A 19,966-nucleotide genomic window follows, 5' to 3' on the forward strand; every position below is an offset into this window, starting at 1 on the left:
ATGGCGCGATGGCGCGGTCGGCGCCCATGGCGAGCGCGGTGCGCAAAGTTTCCTCGGCCTTGGCCGGGCCGATCGAGACGACGACCACTTCCTCGGCCTTGCCGGCTTCCTTCAGGCGAAGGGCCTCCTCAACCGAAATCTCGTCGAACGGGTTCATTGACATCTTGACGTTGGCAAGGTCGACGCCCGATCCATCCGGCTTGACGCGGATCTTCACGTTGTAATCAACCACCCGCTTGACTGGGACGAGAATTTTCATGCGCTCTTACCTACACCTATGTATTCAAACCTGCCGATTGGACGCGGTCCAAGCCGAACTAACGCGCACTTTCAAACGACGACGGAGCTGAAGTGCCGTACAATCGCCTCTTGGATACTCAAAGCGGCCAACCAAGATGTTTTCGGGTTGTCCGGTAAAGGTTGGTTCTGTAGCTCGATTGAAAAACTGCCAAAGGCTCCCGTCGCCTCCACGCGATGTCCGTTCGTCGCTGTCCCGGGGTCTGCCAAAAGTGCTACGCTGGTTGCGTCAAACCCGACACCTGCGAGCGCCACCGCGGCGGTTACATTTGCGTTTTTTGGATAAAGCTGCGCGGCTTGTCGTGCGTTGCCTTCGAAGATGACCGTCGGCTCAAGAAGCGACGCCAAGTCCATCCTATCCGCAGCCGGAGTGCCCGCCCAAGCGATTGGTGGCTTGATGCCAGTATAGGCTACTTTACTCAAGCCTGCGCTTCTTGCCGATCTCAAAACATCAAGTCCTCCAATAGCGCCTGACACGACCGTTAGACGGCAGCGTCCGACTTTTGCGGCAACCTCAAGATCATCGAATAACGATTTGTCAGCCAAGCTCCCGGTTGAGACAATGATTGTGTCGATCCCGTTCCGCAGCAAAGTCGGAACAAAATCGCGCACAGCATCGTGGCTTGCGCACTCAACGACCAGTGAAGGACGCCAGGCGACAAGATCCGCAACATCGTGAAATAGCTCTAAACCGGCAATTTCACTCGCCGGCGGCGCGAACTCAGCTGGTACGAGTACCGCTGCCACGGCCACACCGGCTTCGGACCGAAGAAGCGAAGCCTGCAAGCTGCGGGCCATCGCACCATATCCAATCAACGCAATGCGCTTGCTCTCGTCTGCCAAAGCAAACTCCCTTCCTTTGATTTAGCTGATTGTATGAGCAAGAATCGGCTGACGGGCACCCAACTTCACGTAGGTCTGCTTGGTATCCAGATACTCATTAAGTGCATCCAAACCGTTTTCACGACCAAAGCCACTTTTCTTGACACCGCCTTGGGGAAGCTGCGGCGCCGCCTCCAGAAACGTGTTCGCAAATACGGTTCCAGACTTCAACTGGCGGGCAACCGTAAAGATTTTGTCGATGTCTTTGCTCCACACCCCGTTTGCAAGACCGAAATCGGTACTATTAGCCAAATGTATTGCTTCTTCCTGTGTTTTGAATTTTGTCACACAAAGAACAGGCCCGAATATTTCCTCCCGGAAAACGCGCATGCTAGAGGTAACTTCAGTAAGGATCGTCGGACCCACGAAAAAGCCATTATCGTAAGCTTGGCCCTGGAGACGCTCTCCGCCACACGTGAGGATGGCACCTTCTTTCTGTCCGTCGGCGACGTACCCGAGGACCTTGTTCATGTGCCCCTCATGGATCAGCGCACTCATGTCCGCATTTTTGTCCATGGGGTGGCCAACAACGATCCGCTTTGCGCGTTCGGCAAGTTTTGACACAAATGCGTCGGCAACACTCTCTTCGATCAGCAGGCGCGATCCGGCCGCGCAAACTTCGCCCTGATTGAAAACGAACCCAAAGAGAACGCCATCCAATGCGGCATCAAGGTCCGCGTCGGCAAAAACGATGTTGGCGCCTTTACCTCCGAGTTCCAATGCTACGCGCTTAACGGCCTCCCCACATTTTCCAGCGATGTGCCGACCAACACCAGTGGAGCCCGTGAAGGATATCAGTGATACATCGGGGTGACTGGTCAGAGCCTCGCCCACGGCAGTCCCTGTGCCAGTCACGACATTAATAACACCTTGAGGAAAGCCCGCTTTGCTCGCCAACCTCGCAATCTCAAGGGCGGTACTGGACGTTAGCTCGGAGGGTTTGATCACCACCGTGCATCCAGCCGCGAGCGCATACGGGAGCTTCTGAAAAAGGCAGATCAAAGGGAAATTCCACGGCACGATCATGCCGACGACCCCACATGGTTCTTTCGTTACAAGCCCCAGCGACAGAGGCCCGAGCTGTGTATGGGTTTCTCCTTTTTCGGTCACCGCAAGTGATGCTGCAAAGCGCGTCATTTCGACAACCATCGCAAGTTCGTACACAGACATCTTCGTTGCTTTGGCGGATTCCTCCGCTTCAAGTCGAACGAGATAGTCCGCGTTGTCTGCTATCAAGTCGGCAAGTTTGTTAAGCAGTCCAGCGCGGGCCGAGCCGCTTAGATCCCGCCAATTCTCTCGGTTAAATGCCTTTAACGCCGCCGCCACAGCAGCGTCGACGTCTTGCGATGTACCTGCTGAGAAGCGCGCGAGTAACCTACCGTCGGCCGGCGAGTGGCGGTCGATCAACGTGACGGAAGCGTCAGACAAACTCCCGTCGATGAAATGGCCGTAAGTACGGTGCGAGTGAACGGGTTGCGTTTGCAACAATTGAGCCTCCATCAAATTTTGCTAGGTGTTGGGATGTCGATACAAGTCTCGACGTCACCACTCATCATGCGGGGGACGCCGAAACAGTCTCAATTCGCAACGACACGCACGCTTTCCGGTGGCGCATACACACCAACAACATCACCCACGTGGCTGGCGCATCGATCGGTAACCGCAATCAGCCGCGTGTCCCCGATTGCGAGATAGACATTGGTGGTCTGGCCCAATGGTTCGACGAAGTCGACAACTGCACGCGCCGATCCAGGCGAACCAGGTTGGACGAGCTTCAGGTGTTCAGGCCGAATACCGAGTGTAAATTGGTGTGCTGGATCCAGTCTCGCGGCAATCAACTCGCGCTCAGTAATTGGAAGCGTATCTACAAACTCCTGGATCTGGCAGGTCGGCTGACCCGGCGTCTTCATGACAGCAGGGAAGAGGTTCATGGGCGGTGATCCCATGAAATCAGCGACAAAGCGCGTCAGGGGCCGGTCATAGATTTCCATGGGCGACCCAATCTGAACCATGTCGCCTCGACGCATGACGGCAATTCGGTCTGCCATAGACATTGCCTCGATCTGGTCGTGCGTGACATAAATCGTGGTGATTCCCAGTTCGGACACGAGCTTTTTGATTTCGGTCCTCATGACGGCACGAAGCTTCGCATCAAGGTTCGAGAGCGGTTCGTCCATCAGGAAGACTTTAGGGTTTCGTACTAAGGCGCGCGCTAGCGAAACTCGCTGCCGCTGACCGCCGGACAGTTGAAACGGCTTGCGGCCAAGATAGTCCGCGATACCGAGCTTGCCGGCTGTTTCCTCAACCTTCCTCTTGCGATCGGACTGAGGCACCTTTCTGATCTTGAGCGGAAAGGCAATGTTTTCAAAGACTGTCATGTTGGGATAGAGCCCATAGTCTTGGAACGCCATGGCGATGTCGCGATGGCGCGGCTCCGCGAAGGTCACGTCCCTGCCGTTGATGTGCACGGATCCCGAGGTTGGTAGTTCGAGCCCGGCGACCATACGGAGTGTTGTCGTCTTTCCGCAGCCAGATTCCCCCAGCATGACGAAAAACTCGCCTTCGGCTATGTCAACCGACACGCGGTTAACAACAGTGATCTCGCCAAAACGCTTTTGCACGTTTCTGATTTGAATGCCCACGATAGCCTCCTTAGCCTTTTACTGCGCCCAATGTCAGGCCGCGAACAAGATAGCGTTGCATAAGTAGAACGAGGATGACGACAGGCAGCGACATGACGACACCGGCCGCCGAAGCCAGACCCCAAGCAATTGACTTTGCGCTCAGGGTATTCGCAGCGATGACCGGTAGCGTTTTGGCAGCGTTCGACGTCAGCATGGAAGCCAAAAGAAATTCGTTCCAGGCAAACATGAACACGATGACCATTGTTGCGGCTAGGCCGGGCAACAAGAGCGGGAGCGTCACCCGCCAAAAAGTTTCAAGCCGAGAACAGCCGTCAATCAGCGCGGCCTCCTCGATAGATTGTGGGATATCCTGTATGAAGACGCGCATTACCCAGACCACAAACGGTAGACCGGAAAGAGCGTAGGCCGCGGTCAGCAACCAGTAGGTATCGAATATTCCCAGCCACCTCGCGAGGATAAACATTGGAACGACACTGACGATTGGTGGCAGCATACGGATCGATAAAATCTCGAAGGCAATCATCTGCTTGCCTTTTATATCGAACCGAGCCAGCGCGTAGGCGCCCAAAGTTCCGCAAACCATCGCCAGGCTCGTGGACAATCCGACGATGACGACGCTGTTGATAAACATCTTGGCGATGCCAATGTCCGTGATCAGCTTGGCGTAGTTTTGCAAGCTCGGGGTGAAAACCCACACAGGTGGGTAGGCTGTAATTGCCTGGTCGCTCTTCAAAGATGCTGTGACCATCCAAAATATCGGAAAGGCAAAAAACGTTGTTGCAAAGAGTGCAAGAAAGTAAGCCAGCGAGATTTGAGAATACCGGCGAATAGCGGGCCTTTTCATAGACATGGTGAGCTCCTATCGGCTTTCTTTTTCAGAAATAATTCGCGTAAAGCCAGAGAGCTTGGTGAAAATCAAAATTATAGCGGTCACGATCAGCAGGGTAACCCACGACAACGCCGATCCGTAGCCGAGATCAAAAAAGCGGAAATTTATCCTCTGCAGGTAGACGCTGACGAGATCAGTGGAAAAATCTGGCCCACCTCGCGTCATGATGAACGCCGTGTCGTAGGTTCGGAAGGCATCTACGATGCGCAGAAGCGTGGCGATAACGATGACCGGCCGAAGTAGCGGCAAAGTGACGGAGAAAAACACACGTATTGGCCCAGCCCCGTCAATGGCAGCGGCTTCGAATGGGCTGCGTGGGAGCGATGAAATGCCCGCAAAGACAATAAGAAACATGAAGGGAGTCCACTGCCAAATATCGACAAGTACAATCGATAGCAGCGCGGTGCTTGCCGATGATGTCCAGAGCTGGGGTTGAAAGCCTAACACGGTTAGCAGGTAATTGAGGACGCCGAGGTCGGGCATCATCATGACCCGCCACACGATGCCAACAGCGATCGGCGTAATCAACATTGGCACCAGGATGATCGTCCGCAGTAGGAAAAATCCAGGGTACCGCAAGTTGAATAGAAGCGACAAAAGTACTGCAAGAACCAATGACGACGTCACACTTAAGGTTACAAAAACACAGGTGAGGCCAATGGCATGCCAAAATTGTGGATCTAAAAGGGCGTTGGCATAGTTTTTCAAACCGATGAATTGAGAGGCTCCGCCATGGGTCGGGTTGTAGTTCGTCAACGAGATGTAAAGAGAATAGATCATCGGAAAAAAGCCGACGAGGTTCATAAGGACAAACGCCGGTGTGAGGAGAAGCACGCCTGTCCGGCGCTCTCCCGCCCGTTCCGCTTTATGGGTGCCAGTGACAACTGGCGTAGAGATTGAACGCGTCATAGCCATAGTAATTTCCCATTGCATGATAGGAACGGCCGCGGGCCGTTCCTTCACGTCAGTTCAAGCGGCCTTAACGAATGATGGCTTTGACGCGCGTTTCGGCGTCTTTCATCGCTAGGTCAGGCGATTTTCTGCCGAGAACGGCGGCCAGAATTTCCTCATATAGGACCCGTTGCACTTCCACCGAGTTCGGAACGCGGTAAGGGGGTAGTGCGATCGTGGTGGTTCCCCGCTTCTTGAAATCCTGATAGACGGCCAGCGAGGGGATTCTTGCTTGCACCGCCGGATCTTCTAGCTGCGATTTGAACACCAGATTCATTTCGCCGTTATCGAGAAACAGCTTGTACCCCTCTCCCTTAAGCATCCAATCGAGGAATTTATAGCTTTCGATTGACTTTTGTGAAAAAGCGCTGACGCCGATTGAAAAGCCACCGGTCATTTGCTGCTGATATTTTTCGCTTGGAACGGCTGCATAGCCGAACTTGCCCTTCAGTGGTCCATTCTCCAGGCCGGAAAACACATCCGACCAACTGATAAACATCGCGGCTTTTCCTTGGGAGAAAAGGGACAGACCGTCTGGATAGTCGAGACCTTCAGCGCCCGTGGGTGCAAAAGGAAGCACCTCCTTGATCCGTTCAATCGCCTTCACACCCTGTCCCTCAGTATTGAAGGCAGGCTGATTTGAGCCATCCAACACGCCATCGTCGGTGGGCCCCAACTTTGTCATGCTCATCAACCGGGTAGCCCAGTCACCTGACATGTGAGCATCCTGACCACCTAGTAGCAGGATGTTGCCAGCCACCTCATTTGTATGAAGCGCTTCGGCACACCTCCGGTAATCGTCCCAGTTCGTGGGCACCGAAAGACCCTTTGCTTCGAACAGATCCTTTCGGTAAACAAAAATAGGGGTGGCGAGCGTCAGCGGTATTCCGTAATGCTTCCCGTCGCGCTGCACAAATTTCAGGGATTCCGGAATTACATTCTGATATTGCAAAGGCTGCAGCGATGCATCCTCAGCCTGGATATCCTCCACGGCCTTCACCCACTGATTGCCTAAAACCTGATTGATGAACAATGCGTCCAAGGTCAAAAGGTCATAAGTGGAAGATCCTTGAGACATTTCTACAAGGAGCTTTTCGTAATGCTCATTTTGCGGAACGGGGTCAGCGCTGATTTCGGCAGCGGTATAGGATTTTGAAATTTGGTTACCCAGCGTTTCGCCGAATAGGAGGTTCATATTCAGAATGTTAAGACTTTCACCGGCGGCAAGTGCACGCGTTGAACGAAGGTTGTAGGCAGCAAGCAACGCCGCTGCTGCTTTCAATGCCGTTCTGCGGCTCATTTCACGATGATTTTTTACTATGGTCATGTAGGCCTCCACCATTGTTCCCGTATGGTTTACGACTTGGCAACGTTGCGTTGTCAGCTAAGAGGGTCCGTCTTCCGCGGCTTCCACTTGAACTTCGGAGCCGCTGATACGGCGTTTCCCATGCTCCTGTTATGGCTAACCTGAAAGGTCGCCGAAGCTTGGAGTCCAGTAACCATGTGGAGGCTTCAGGGACAATGGTAAAGTACCCCAAAATATTGGACAAATTGCTCAATTCCACGATGACTGCCCTGCATGTTCGGCATCTTATAGCCGGCCGAGGTCTGTAGGTACCGCATCAAGTCGAGGCGGTAACGACGAGCGCGACCCGTGTAACCCAGCCGAGACTAGCACCGGACGGTCCTCTACACGCAGGAGCCGTCGCTCCTCGGTTTCGCAGGTTCAGATCTTCTTTGTCCGCAGCTCACGAAGACGGACTGGGAACTACGCCCCAAGCTGTTCCCCGCAGCGGGGTCCTATCTCATTATGGCCGAGAATACTTGATGCTCTACACACCGAGCCAATTTGACTGGAAATTAAATAAGGACTTCGCTCGTGGGTTGATCAGGATCAATCCCGGACTGCCTGCATGGCCGAATTATACCTTATGACCAATGATGAAGCAGAGTGCTCAAGCCGACGGCAAACGCCCATGCTCGAGTGTCAATAGTTTTAGACGATCGCACCTGCCGCCAGCAAGATTTATGAAACGAGGCAGCGTGGCAATTCCCGCGACTTTGGCGCTGTCGCCTGGAGTGATTGTAGGGACTTGCTGACGTGGAACCTTGTTCTAGCCCGTCGCATCACGCCGATCCATCGCACTCACGTCTACGATTTCTGATCCCAAGCTCACTCAACTCGGTCGGATTTGGATTGGACATAGTACTTTTCCTTCCGAGCATCCTTCGTGGCAGCGCCAGCAGATGGCACAACAGTCTGCCCGGCTGCGGTCAATTGTTCGTACATACTTCGCAATGCGCGCCGTGTCACGGCCATGTCGCTCTCGCTGAGGCCAGCCAGCATAAATGTATCGAGTTCGATCGCCTCCGGAATCAAGGCGTCCACCAACCCCTTGCCTTCAGATCGCAACGATACAACGATCTCTCTCTTGCTCTTTGTCGAGCGGACTTTCCGGATAAGTTTGCGTTCATGCATCCCCTCGGTGAGACGCGACAGCGTTGAAGCATCGATTGATGTCAGCGAGGAGAGATCAACCAGTTTTGACTCTCCGAAATCATGAAGCACAACGAGAACGCGCCACATCGGTATCGTTAACGAGTGGATCTGCAGCTTCAAAACGAACCGCTCGTTTATTGCAGAGGCAACCCGATTCGTGAGAAAAGAGAGACGGTCCTCGAGCTTGTAGTTTTCTTCACCCATGCGTCTCTTCATTTTTGTCGAAGTTCATCGTGCAGCGAGGTCGAATACCACAAACCTGTTTGGAATCCGATCCGAAAAAAGATCGAGATAACCGAGATTGAGGCGCGTCTCGGTCAAAAGTGGATAATTGTGATTTCGGAGCGGCGGCCTACTGGCCGCCGCCCGCTACAGTAAAAGGGTCAGCTGCGTTCCTCGCGCAGGAGGCCCAGCTTTTCATGCACCGGCCGATCGGAAAATGAGAAGAGAATGGAATCCGAACTGGAGCTTTCAAATCGATGGCGCAACCAACCGGGAACAGCGAACACGTCGTTCGGGCCCAATACGACTGGCGCCGATCCCTCCACAATCACGGTCGGCTCCCCTTCGATGACCACGAATACAGTGCTTTCGGTCGACCGGTAGAATGTCGAGTTAAAACCTTTAGGGAGCAGTCGGATCGTCGTGCCAAGCGTTGGGATTGCCCAATCCCCGTTTACAGGGTTCACATAACGCATGCAAATGCCGAGGTGCTTGTCGATGTCAGTGGACCGCTGTAAAACGTCAAGCGCCTCACGGGTTCTGGCGTAGGGATAGTTAAACACCGGCGAYGTGCCGGACATGCTGGGCATGACCACCGGAAGCAGGCCGCTTCCGAAGCGAGCGAGAGAGTCGCCCTCCGGTTTGCTCAACACCTGCCGGTTGGCTTGATGTTCTTCGCGAAACCCTGCCTTTAGAAAATTGACCAATGGCACGTCGAGCCCGTCCAACCATATGACCGGCTCGTCGCCGTCATGCCCGTGATCATGCCAAGTCCAGTAAGGCGTGAGGACCAGGTCTCCACGATGCATCGTTGTCTTCTCACCCGATACTGCAGTAAAGCCGCCCACGCCTTCGAGCATGAACCTCAACGCCGATTGAGTATGCCGGTGAGCTGGGGCGACCTCACCCGGCATGATCAACTGCAGTCCAGCGTAAAGCGTATCGGTGATCTGAGATTTCCCCTCAAGCCCTGGGTTCTCCAGAACCAGAACACGACGTTCCGCCTCCTCTGCGGTAATCGCGCGACCTGCGGTCAACAACTGAGGGCGAACCAAATTCCATGCCCAGTGATAGGGGACCGCGTTCGGGCGAGGGTCGGTTGGGACAAGCCCCTTCAGGCGTTCCCATAGAGGCGCCAGCTGAAGAGCGCTGAGCTCAGCGTAGTAGGTCGATCGCTCGATAGTGTTTGGCGTGTTGGATTCCGTAGTCATCTAACAGTTCTCCTTGCACTGGATGGTGATCATCGTTGACAGACAAGGCATAGCGATATACTGCATATGCAATAAATGCAAATGCAGCAATTTAGCCGGAGGGAGATGCCTTGAAGATTTGCAGGTTCAATCACAACCGGATCGGCGTGGTAGAGGGGGATACGGTCATAGACATCACTTCGGCCTTTGACCTGAATCCAGCATGGCCCTTGCCGCCCGGCGACTGGCTTGCCCGGCAGCTGCTGGATCTCCCCAAGATGCGCGCGGCTGTTTCCAAAAGTTCGTCGCTACTGGCGCTACACGAAGTCTCCTTGGCATCGCCCATCGCAAATCCAGGCAAGATAATTGGCGCGCCAATCAATTATCGCGCTCACATTGATGAAGCGAATGCCGACAGTGAGATCAACAACGGCACGACCTATACAAATATCGACGAGTTCGGCCTGTTCTTGAAGGCGGGAAGTTCGTTGATAGGACCTTCCGAAACTGTCATGCCCCGCTTCAGCGAGCGTCGGACAGATCACGAAGCAGAACTCGCGGTCATTATCGGCAAAGAGGCCAGCTTTGTGAAAAAGGATCGGGCTTTCGAGCATATCCTAGGCTTCACAATCGGTCTGGACATGACCGTTAGAGGAAAGGAATTTCCATCGTTTCGAAAGTCCCCAGACACCTATACCGTCCTCGGGCCATGGCTTGTAACCTTCGACGAAATCCCCTCTCCCGATGCTCTGGAGCTTCGTCTCAGCGTGAACGGAATTGAGAAACAGAGAGCGAATACGTCGCAACTCATCTTCAGCGTTGCACGCCTTATCGAGTATGCCTCGAGCTTCTACACCCTCTTTCCGGGAGACATCATAATGACTGGAACCCCTCAGGGAGTGGGACCTGTTCAGCCGGGCGATACTATCGACGTGCAGATAGAAGCCATCGGGGAATTGTCGATTTCAGTAGGGCGCGCCGCCTCCTGACGATGACGCTGAATGGCAACAATTGATGAGCTCGCTCCAACACACAACAAGGTAATTATATCAGATGACTAAAGTTCTCGTTCTCTACCATTCTGCTTATGGCCATATTGAAACGATGGCCAAGGCGGTTGCAGATGGCGCACATTCCACTGGCGCCGAAGTTGTTATCAAGCGGGTCCCCGAGTTGGTGCCCGACGAGGTTGCCAGAGCTTCGTTCTTTAAGATGGACCAGGAAGCTCCAATCGCCGACCCGAACGAACTGGATCAATATGACGCGATCATCGTGGGAGCAGGAACACGATTTGGCACCGTGGCATCGCAGATGCGCAATTTCTGGGATCAAACCGGGGGACTTTGGGCCGCTTCGAAGCTCGCTGGTAAAATAGGCGCGGTGTTTACAGCTTCCGCGACGCAGCATGGCGGTCAGGAATCAACCATCCTGGGCTTCCTCCCGACACTGCTTCATCACGGAATGATCGTGGCCGGTCTTCCCTATTCCTTCCAGGGACAGCTCGGGTTGGAAGAGGTTAAAGGTGGAACGCCGTATGGTGCGACAACAATCACCGGGCCTGACGGTTCGCGTCAGCCTTCACCCGTAGAACTGGACGGTGCGCGTTATCAGGGCGCTCACGTCGCCAAGATCGCGGCCAAGCAGGTCGCCTAACCATCAGCAAGCCTTCGGAAAGCGGGAGTTTAAAGCGCGGCCTCCCTTTGCGCGCGAGGCTTCGTTAAGCCACGACTGTTGAGCGACAATCGGGATGAGATCACGTCTCATGTTGGTTGTCGCGCTACGCACGGCCGTAACTATAGCTCGCTTGCGACCACACTGCACAATCGGCCAACCGACGGTGTGCACCAAGCATCAATGATCAAGGAAGACTGTGCGGCGCTCTTGTCCGCATGAACGGGATTGTGGCCCGAGCCGATGGTTCAGGGCATCAGGAAAGGCAAATATCGCATATCTTCAAATTACCCGGTCAAAACCGACAAGCTCATCCTTCGAGGCTGGGCCCGAAGTAGTTCGACGATGCTGATTCCGATGATCATTTACAAGTCCGTCGCCAGAGGCACGAGTTTGCGAGCAGATGCTCATTGTGGGGCGCAACGTCGTCGCTGATCTAACCGTTCGAGCGACAGGTTGTTGTGTCAGCCTTGCCCTTCCGTCTCGTGCAGATCGGTGCGTTTTACAATCGCTCATCGTCCCGTGAAGACAGGAGGACGTTTTTCGGTAAAAGCAAGCATGCCTTCCTTTGCGTCTTCAGTCATTGCTAGGCAATTAACGCTAAAGCGTTCGAACGCTAAGCCATTTTCTAACGTGGCACCGACAGCATTGCGCACGCAAGCTTTCGCCGACCTCACTGCGGCCGGAGCCCGCGCCGCTATTGCGCGGGCGATCTCGATAGTGCGTGTCACGGTAGCAGGTGGATCACAAACCTCGACGGCGAAGCCGAACTGAAGCGCTCGCTCCGCACCGATGGCTTCTCCAGTCATCAGCATATAGTTCGCCAGGTTCGGCGAAAGTTTGCGCGGCAATCGCTGCGTTCCACCGTCGCCTGGCACGCCGCCTAGACGGATCTCCGGCTGGCCAAACTGGGCATTCGAGCCTGCGACGACGAAGTCGCATACCAGGGCGAGTTCACAGCCTGCCCCGAAGGCGAGGCCGTTGACGGCAGCAATCAACGGCTTTTCAAAGGACTCGATCGCCGCCCAAGCGGCGACACGGGATGGGCTGTTTGACACTTCAACAGGACCTAAGGCCACCATTTCCTTGATGTCCGCCCCGGCTGCGAAAAACGCCTCCGTCCCCGCGAGAATTACGCAACGCACGCCATTGTCTTCATCAAGCTCGCTAAGCAAGCGTCCCAGCTCAATGATCATCGAGCTGTGCAACGCATTTTTTTTATCCGGGCGGTCGAAGCGAATAAGGGCAACGCCATCTGCCGGTCGTTCCAGGACGACTTTGTCGGCGTAATTCTCGGTCGGGTTCATGTTATCTCCAGTTGCTACGCATGCAGCCACGTGCTGCCCCAAGGGTCGCGTCTTTTCGTGCCAATCAAGCAATGAGCGCCGTCCCGCGAGGCTAGAGGCGGTTGTCCTTCAAAATTGAACGAGCGCAAATGTAACCCCATGTCATATATGGTCCAATTGTCGTACCAACCTGGCTTGGCGTACGTGCTCCCGTGGGGCTGGCCATGACATTGCCGGCGCAATAAAGGCCGGGAATTATGCTGCCGTCCGCCCGAAGCGCTTGACCATACTCATTGGTTCTCACTCCGCCTTTGGTTCCGAGAAGGGACGGACGGAACCGATAGGCGACATACGGCGGCTTTTTGATCTCCGCCATAAGACCGACGCTCGATGCTACGCTCTTTTCATAGAAGCAGGAGGATCCTCGCTGATAGTCCTCGTCGATCCCGGTTCGAGCGAAGGCGTTGAAGCGTTCGACTGTCTTGCGCAGAGCGCCGGATGGAAGGCCCGTCTTTGCCGCCAGCTCTTCCAGGGAATCTGCTTTGAGTAACCAGCCGGGTTGGTACCGACGGTACCACCAGATCAGTGGAGTACGTTTGATCATCGGCCAATGGCTGATCACCCAAGCGGGTTGATGAATGAGACCTCCGTCGTCATCCCGATCCATGATGCGATCGTAAACCCAAAACTCATACTCGCTGGCGAACCGGTTACCAGACTGGTCGACAATGATCGCGTCCGGCTCAGCATGGATCCTGAGCGGCAAGCCGTGCAGTTTGCCCTCGTATTTTGTGGGCGGCTGGATGACGATATTACCCTGGTCCATATGTGCGAAGGTGGCGCCAATAGCCTGTGCCATCTTGTGGCCGTCACCCTCATTGCTGCTCGGAGAGCTCTTGAAGTCGATCTCGCTTGGAAAATACGTGGCCAGCATTTTGCTATCCCACTCGAAGCCCCCCGTAGCAAGAACGACACCGCTCCGCGCTTTGTAGGTGTGGCGCCGTCCATCGCGCTCCACCTCTACCCCTTTGACCACACCCGCGGCATCGACCTTCAAGGCGATCGCCCTTGTTGATAGTTCAAACATGCACCCGGCGTCGATACAGCCCTTCAGAAGACCGGTGATAAGGCCGTTGCCCTGTGCCATTGAATCCGTGAGCCAGCGCCGGATTAGAGTAGGAAGGAATTTCAATGTACCCCTTATGGGCTGACGATCAAGCTTAGCAGCGACCGTTTCATGATACGTCAGCCTTTGCGGTATCGTCGAACGCCTGACCTTTTTACGCAAAGGCCCGAGAATCTTCTTGCTCAGTGGCTCGACGGAGAGAATTCGGGTTGACTTTGCGCCCACGCATTCTTGGAACGGATCTGGAACCGGCGTGAGGCGAAAACGAAGGGGGCTAAGTGCCTCCACCAACTTGAGCATTTCTGGCCCGTTCCTAAGCTGGCTCTTCCATAGCTCGTCTTCTGTCTCCTGCCACCCTATTGGAGACGCTGCTCGCATATAGGCTAACGCCTCTTCGAATGAATCTTCAACGCCAGCTGCCTGCGCGTAGTGATTGCCAGGCAGCCAGGTCATTCCGCCTGACATGGCGCTGGTTCCACCCAATTTGTCGGTTTTCTCGATGACCCGAACGGACTTGCCAGCCGATGCGGCTGTTAGCGCTGCCGTGAGCGCCGCAGCTCCCGATCCAACGACAATGATGTCTGTTGTGCCCTCCATCTGCCCCGGAGGAGTCGTCCTGACTGATCTACTGAACATCGTGTGCTCTAACTTTCGGCATAGCGGCGGCAAGCAACAACCCAAGTTATCGCCCTCCACGAAATAGGCGCTAAAGGGCGTCTGTGGACTGAAGGAAGGAGCCAATCAGTTCACGATAGCGGGCAGCGCGAGTATTGGGAAAGAAATGCCCTCCGTCGATTATTTCAATCTGAGAACCTCTCACCAGACTGGCAATTTCCCTGGATTGATATTCCGCTGCCAACATGTCATCCGAAGCTCCCACAACTAGGCTTGGCAAACCTTCAATTGCCCGAAGCTCATCGCGGCGATCGAAGTTGAAGGGTGCTTTCATCCGTGCTGCGAGGACATCGTCGGCCATGGTCTGGCGGATCGTCTTGATTCGGCTCATAAGGTCATAGCTCGGATCGAGCACATTCCCACCTGGCATTGCGAGGATGGCCGAAAGCTGCCCGCAGGTTTCCGTCCCCGCCGTATCAAGGACGCGCTGGCGTAGATTGTTGATGAATTCCATATAGCGATCAAATGCGCAAAATGTCCCGCTGAACACTGCTGCCTCGACCCTTTGCCGATGGTCGAGAACCAAGCACTGGGTAATGACGCCTCCCATGGAATGACCGATCACGGTAGCCTTTTTCACTTGAGCATCGTCAAGGATGCCGACCGCATCGGACACAATTTCACGCAGGGTGTGAACTCCCTCCACATCGCGGTTGGCGCCACACCCTCTTTGATCGAAGCTTATGACGGTGTATTTTTCCGCGAGATAGGAACGATGAGCATCCCAGAAGTTTGCATGCCCACCAAGCCCGGTCACAAGGAGAACAGTGCGCGCACCGCTCCCCTGAATGTTGTAGTGTAAGGTCATTGAGTTGACGCCTTTTCATCTATGTCAAGTTTGCTGAGCCGTATTCGGTCGTCTAACGAGCAATGACGTCGCTATCGAAAAGCTTGGCAATTTGGTCTTGGGAGAAGCCGTACTCGGTCAGGATTTCCTCGGAGTGTTGACCCAGCAATGGAGGGGCTTTGAGTGCAATGTTGGGAAAGGCCGAAGACTTTATCGCATTCCCGACGGTACGGAAATTTCCGTGTTTTGGGTGGTTGATCTCGACGATAATCTTGTTCTCGTCGATCTGCGGGTGCTGCAGAACCTCTCCCAACGGGAGTACCGGGCAACACAAGATGTCTGCCTTGTCCAGCCGCCTCACACATTCTTCCGTGGTGAACTTGCTAAAGCCGGCACTCATCCGCCGGCGATATTCACCGCGTTTGGACATTTGCTGGGAAAGCGTAGAAAACTCGGGATCCTTGGTAAGATCGGGGATCTCAAGCGCGTTACAGATATCGGACACTGGATTTGGCCTCAAAACCGCAATTACAGCGACGCTGCCATCTGAAGTCGTGAAGATGTCCATTGGGTCTTGCTCAAGAGGATTGAAGTCGTGACCGGTCCGAAGCTTCTGCGTGACTTCCTGTTGCTGCATCACCAAAAAAACGTCGAGAAGATTGATCTCAAGCTTCTGTCCCTGACCGGTGCGCTCGCGGTGGTAAAGCGCCATGAGCACCCCTTGAGCCAAGATCATGCCCGCCGAAAAATCCGCTGTCGAGATCGGGAACAATTGTGGTTTACCATCCGGATCCTTATTCCCAAAGGCAACGCCCGCCATCGCCTGTGCCACGAAGTCCATGCCGGCTTTGTGCGCGAGTGGACCCGTCACCCCAAAGCCCGATCCCTCGACATAAATGACCTTTTCGTTTATGGCTTTGATATCTTCGTAGCCGAGGCCGAGACGCTCGACCACGCCCGGCCGGAAGTTGTGCACAAACACGTCGGCGTTCTTGGCAATTTTCTGGACAATATCGCGGCCTTCCTGGGATTTGATATCCAACGCCAGACTCCGCTTGTTACGGTTCATGGCCATGAAGTTCGCGCTTTCGTCGCCTTTGTTAGGGCGGTGGCGGTCAATCGCCCGACTGATGTCTCCGATGCCGGGCTTTTCGATCTTGATGATATCCGCGCCATAGTCACCCAGAACCTGAGTACCGCACGGGCCGAACATGATCTGCGACAGATCACAGATCCGAATTCCTTCCAGTGGAAGTGTCATTGAAGCTCCCTCTTAGACGTTTGTTAGACGCCCACAGTACGTTGATCCGAAATACCGGGAATGATGAAACCGTATTTATCCACGAGGAGCCTTTCCGTCGTCGGATTGCGTGGAATTGACGCCGGACGGGGTTCGCCCGGAAGTTTCCTAACGCCCGTCTCACGTAAGGCGCCTTCCACGCTAGGTGGAAGGAATACGCCGCCGTATTTGAGAGGCTCAGTTCCGTTATTGATGAAATGATGCATTAGCGTCGGCGGAAGGACGATGACGTCGCCTTCTGCAATCGGAAACTGCTCATCACCCAGAACCACGATACCTTTTCCGTGGGTAACGATAACTATCTCTTCGGACGCCACGTGGCCGTGATGGCGCACGTTGGCCCCCGGTTCAAGCAGCTGTGACGCTGCACAGAAGTAGGTTACCGGCAAAACAGGCGCTGCGATCATGATGCTCACGTAGCCCAGGCTAGGCGCAGCCTGCCAGTACTCCTCGCCTTCATCATCTTGGACGATAATGAAATGGCCGTTATCACGCTCTACGAGATTGTTCCCCGCACGAACTCCAACCGAGGCGCCACCATCGGCAGGGGTACCGCCGCCGAGTGGAAACAGATCGAAGCGCGAGTCAGGTGCCGGCGGAAAAGAGATAACCGACAGGCGAAGAGGCTCGTCACCATCCTGCGCGACTTCAACGCCAACACCCCGCCCCCAGAACATGAAGGTTCCCTTGGACACCGGATGCTTTTGTCCGTCTACGATGACATGACCTCGACCTCCGAAGCACAGAACCATCCGCTCGTTAAGTTCATAGGCATGTGGGCGAAGGTAAGCTCCTTTGGGAAGGTCGATGCCCACGACGGCAAAGTGCGAGAATTGATGGCTCACGGGCGACACTTTGACCAGGGCGATCCCGCCGCCTTCTGAACCAAGGCTTACGGGTGATCCCTCATCCGCTCGGACCACAACTGCCTCGAGTGGAATTTCAGTCGATGTCTTCTTTGTTAGCATGTGCATAATACTGCGTCCCTCGCATTGATATTATCTGCACCGGCCGACGTACGATGGCTGCCACCGCACGATCCATTTCCGGCGCCTCGCCCAAGCGAAATTTCGTGGGATAATTGCCAGTTCCCGACCGCGGCACATCTAAAAACGAGAGCGGCCGGACTACAAAATCCGTCAAGTCTGATTTCAAAAAACCATTTTCTCACAAAGGGAACAATGGTAAAAACTGACAAATAGCTGGACGTTTTGCTCAACGCTTCGTCCCGCGGTGAAGGAATACTGGATGCCGAACGCGAGTCGAATAAACGTCGCCCAACCCACTTATGGCGGCGCTGCCACGCCTGCTTATTCACTCTATGGCGAAGGCCCGGAACTGGGGCAGTCGATCTACTCGAATGCGGAGTCGATCTTCGTCAGAAGTAAAAATCTGACCAACAATATCGAAATGCATCTGCATCGCGACCTTTACCAGTTCGTGTATATTTCAATAGGAAAATCTACCCTTGTAACACCTGCGGGTAGGAAAGACTTTGGGGATCGGACACTGTTGTTGGTCCCTCCGAATTTCGAGCATGGCTTCAATTCATATCCCGAGATCGAAACCCGCGGCCACGTCATCACGATCAGCGATTTTTTCTTTGGGCGCATGGCACAAAGGGGGCTGCTCGTCGCCGACGTGCTCGATAGTATCATGATCTTCGAAGGCATAGATCCAATCAAGAACGCCACGCTGATCGAGTCAATTGAGAAAGTCATTCAAGAACATCATGAATTCCGCTACCCCCATGTCTTGGCAAGGGAGGCTTCCGTGCAGGCGTTCATCGTTGAATTTCTTCGCCTTCTGCATGAACGGAACGCTTTCAAAGAAGGACGGGATGCTGGAAAATACAGAGATCTGTCCGACGGAGGTAGGATCAAGCAGCTTTCATGGCTGATTGATAAATACTACAAATCCCACAAAAACGTCAATTTTTACGCCAGGCAGCTCGGCGTTTCCGCTTCCAACCTTAACAAATTGGCGGTCATAGCAACGGGCGGAAGCGTTCATGCCAACCTCAGGGCTCGCATAATGGAAGAGGCCAGGGCTTACCTTGCAAACACAAGCTTGAGCGTTAAAGAAATTGCATACCGACTGGGTTACGAAGACGCTGCCTACTTCACTCGCTTTTTCACCAAAAATGCTGAGATGTCACCAATCGAGTTTCGCCGTATCGCAACCCAAGCACCGGGATAGTTGTAAGGCCCCCTTGATTTTTTTGGAGGCGGCTTGGGCGGGGCTGGAAGGGCGAACGAAATTCTATTCGAATCTCGTCACATGGAATGCGTAAGGCTCCATGCCTGGCGTTTTAGAGCGGCTTGCGCGCGCTTCCTTAATGGCCCTTTCAGCAATTTTCGTAGCCCTGTCGGTAATGACTGCGACAAAATGCATGCGCGCGGGCAAAATGTCCATTGTTCTCCTCTCTTGATGCCTTAGGCTCCCTGTATATGGAGCAAGCGAATCTGGGCAGCTCTGCCAGCTCAAGTGTGCCCATTCACGGGGGCATTCTCATAACAGCGTCTGCCTGCAAGGCGCTCGGATCAGCGCATCGGATTACTCAACAAAAGCGATGCCCTGGACGCAAGAACAGCGGATTGAAACACCAAAACCGAGATTGGAACAATGACATTTTTTTCCGGCGTGATCCCTTACCTAGTAAGTCCAGTAAACTCCAACGGGGGTATCAAGGAGCGAGTATTGGGTGATCTCTGCTCTGACCTTATACGAAAAGGTGTGAGCGGCTTAACACCGCTTGGAAGCAGTGGAGAATACGCCTATTTATCCGAGACGCAAAAGATGCGCATCGTTGAGGTAGTGGTTGAGGCCGCGAGTCATCGGGTGCCGGTACTGCCGGGCGTCGCAAGCGTTTCCACTCAATCGGCAATTGATCAAGCCAAAGCTTATCGCAGCGTAGGAGTAGACGGAATTGTTGTCGTGCTCGATTCATATTTCCCTCTAAGGGAACATGAAGCGAGAAAGTATTTTTTGGACATAGCAGATAGCGTTGATCTCCCTATCATTGTTTATACAAATCCGAATTTCCAGCGCACGGATTTGTCAATCGAGACAATCTGCGCGATTGCAAAACACCCAAACATCATTGGTCTAAAGGACGCTTCGACGAACACCGGTCGATTGCTATCCATCCTCAACCGATGCGATAGCGATTTTGCTATTTACTCAGCTTCGTCCCATATCGCGACTACAGTGCTCATGATGGGAGGCAGAGGTTGGTTCGCTGGGCCGGCTTGTGTACTGCCCAAGCAAAGCATCGAGTTGTACGATGCTTGTATGCGCGGAGATTGGAACGACGCGATGACAATGCAAAAGCGCCTCTGGCCTTTCAACGAAGTTTTCGCACAATATCGGTTGGCAAGCTGCTTGAAGGCAGCGCTCAGGGCACAGCGCTACGACGTCGGAGATCCGATACCGCCGCAGGCACCCCTAGACGCTTCCGCAGTCAAAGTAGTTCTAGATGCGCTGACCAAGGTCCAGGGTTTTTGACTACAGGTGACCGTCATCGCGAAGGCATTCAAGATGCT

General features: G+C 54.2%; 18 protein-coding genes. 4 read left to right on the forward strand and 14 right to left on the reverse strand.

All coding sequences use genetic code 11. From position 1 onward, the window contains the following. From AC1DM5_RS35400 to gtdA, 9 genes are all read right to left on the reverse strand, one after another. Window positions 1–259, reverse strand: a 259-nt coding sequence (locus AC1DM5_RS35400; protein ID WP_477976839.1) for an electron transfer flavoprotein subunit beta/FixA family protein, incomplete at its 3' end; no start/stop codon positions are given. Between the two features lie 71 nt (window positions 260–330). Next, complete coding sequence (locus AC1DM5_RS35405) at window positions 331–1,140, reverse strand: aspartate dehydrogenase (protein ID WP_205909784.1); 810 nt, start codon at window positions 1,138–1,140, stop codon at window positions 331–333. A 21-nt stretch (window positions 1,141–1,161) separates the two neighbouring features. Then, window positions 1,162–2,679 (reverse strand): aldehyde dehydrogenase family protein, encoded by a 1,518-nt coding sequence (locus tag AC1DM5_RS35410; RefSeq protein ID WP_477822597.1) that lies wholly within the window; start codon window positions 2,677–2,679, stop codon window positions 1,162–1,164. Between the two features lie 77 nt (window positions 2,680–2,756). Further along, window positions 2,757–3,821 carry an ABC transporter ATP-binding protein gene (locus tag AC1DM5_RS35415; RefSeq protein WP_477822598.1) on the reverse strand — a complete coding sequence of 355 codons (1,065 nt, stop codon included), beginning with the start codon at window positions 3,819–3,821 and terminating at the stop codon, window positions 2,757–2,759. A gap of 10 nt (window positions 3,822–3,831) precedes the next feature. Beyond that, a complete protein-coding gene (locus AC1DM5_RS35420; RefSeq protein ID WP_130663750.1) occupies window positions 3,832–4,674 on the reverse strand; it encodes a carbohydrate ABC transporter permease in 843 nt (280 codons plus the stop codon). Between the two features lie 9 nt (window positions 4,675–4,683). After that, complete coding sequence (locus AC1DM5_RS35425) at window positions 4,684–5,628, reverse strand: carbohydrate ABC transporter permease (RefSeq protein ID WP_164021765.1); 945 nt, start codon at window positions 5,626–5,628, stop codon at window positions 4,684–4,686. A 64-nt stretch (window positions 5,629–5,692) separates the two neighbouring features. Then, window positions 5,693–6,991: an ABC transporter substrate-binding protein gene (locus AC1DM5_RS35430; protein WP_477822599.1), complete on the reverse strand. Its 1,299-nt coding sequence runs from the start codon at window positions 6,989–6,991 to the stop codon at window positions 5,693–5,695. An 846-nt stretch (window positions 6,992–7,837) separates the two neighbouring features. Beyond that, complete coding sequence (locus AC1DM5_RS35435; protein ID WP_047558415.1) at window positions 7,838–8,368, reverse strand: MarR family winged helix-turn-helix transcriptional regulator; 531 nt, start codon at window positions 8,366–8,368, stop codon at window positions 7,838–7,840. A 179-nt stretch (window positions 8,369–8,547) separates the two neighbouring features. Beyond that, the gene (gene gtdA, locus AC1DM5_RS35440) at window positions 8,548–9,597 is read right to left on the reverse strand and encodes a gentisate 1,2-dioxygenase (RefSeq protein ID WP_477976842.1); all 1,050 of its coding nucleotides are present in this window, start codon (window positions 9,595–9,597) and stop codon (window positions 8,548–8,550) included. A gap of 110 nt (window positions 9,598–9,707) precedes the next feature. Here gtdA and AC1DM5_RS35445 point away from each other — a divergent pair, with 110 nt between their 5' ends. Further along, window positions 9,708–10,565, forward strand: a complete 858-nt coding sequence (locus AC1DM5_RS35445; RefSeq protein ID WP_477822601.1) for a fumarylacetoacetate hydrolase family protein — start codon at window positions 9,708–9,710, stop codon at window positions 10,563–10,565. A 64-nt stretch (window positions 10,566–10,629) separates the two neighbouring features. After that, window positions 10,630–11,229, forward strand: a complete 600-nt coding sequence (gene wrbA, locus AC1DM5_RS35450) for an NAD(P)H:quinone oxidoreductase type IV (RefSeq protein ID WP_477976844.1) — start codon at window positions 10,630–10,632, stop codon at window positions 11,227–11,229. 530 nt (window positions 11,230–11,759) lie between these two features. Here wrbA and AC1DM5_RS35455 read toward each other — a convergent pair. From AC1DM5_RS35455 to AC1DM5_RS35475, 5 genes are all read right to left on the reverse strand, one after another. Next, window positions 11,760–12,554: an enoyl-CoA hydratase-related protein gene (locus AC1DM5_RS35455; RefSeq protein ID WP_047558403.1), complete on the reverse strand. Its 795-nt coding sequence runs from the start codon at window positions 12,552–12,554 to the stop codon at window positions 11,760–11,762. 91 nt (window positions 12,555–12,645) lie between these two features. Next, entirely contained in the window at window positions 12,646–14,295 is a 1,650-nt protein-coding gene (locus tag AC1DM5_RS35460) for an FAD-dependent oxidoreductase (RefSeq protein ID WP_477976846.1), read from the reverse strand. A 70-nt stretch (window positions 14,296–14,365) separates the two neighbouring features. Next, a complete protein-coding gene (locus AC1DM5_RS35465; RefSeq protein WP_047558397.1) occupies window positions 14,366–15,142 on the reverse strand; it encodes an alpha/beta fold hydrolase in 777 nt (258 codons plus the stop codon). 52 nt (window positions 15,143–15,194) lie between these two features. Beyond that, window positions 15,195–16,382, reverse strand: coding sequence for a CaiB/BaiF CoA transferase family protein (locus AC1DM5_RS35470; protein WP_130663756.1), 1,188 nt, complete (start codon window positions 16,380–16,382; stop codon window positions 15,195–15,197). Between the two features lie 23 nt (window positions 16,383–16,405). After that, on the reverse strand, window positions 16,406–17,395 hold the full coding sequence (locus AC1DM5_RS35475) for a cupin domain-containing protein (protein WP_130663757.1): 990 nt from the start codon (window positions 17,393–17,395) through the stop codon (window positions 16,406–16,408). Window positions 17,396–17,669: 274 nt separating this feature from the next. Here AC1DM5_RS35475 and AC1DM5_RS35480 point away from each other — a divergent pair, with 274 nt between their 5' ends. Beyond that, window positions 17,670–18,620 (forward strand): helix-turn-helix domain-containing protein, encoded by a 951-nt coding sequence (locus AC1DM5_RS35480; RefSeq protein WP_477822604.1) that lies wholly within the window; start codon window positions 17,670–17,672, stop codon window positions 18,618–18,620. Window positions 18,621–19,046: 426 nt separating this feature from the next. Beyond that, on the forward strand, window positions 19,047–19,928 hold the full coding sequence (locus AC1DM5_RS35485; protein ID WP_477822605.1) for a dihydrodipicolinate synthase family protein: 882 nt from the start codon (window positions 19,047–19,049) through the stop codon (window positions 19,926–19,928). Window positions 19,929–19,966 lie beyond the last annotated feature (38 nt).

The sequence above is a fragment of the Rhizobium sp. 01T437 genome, from assembly GCF_056398505.1.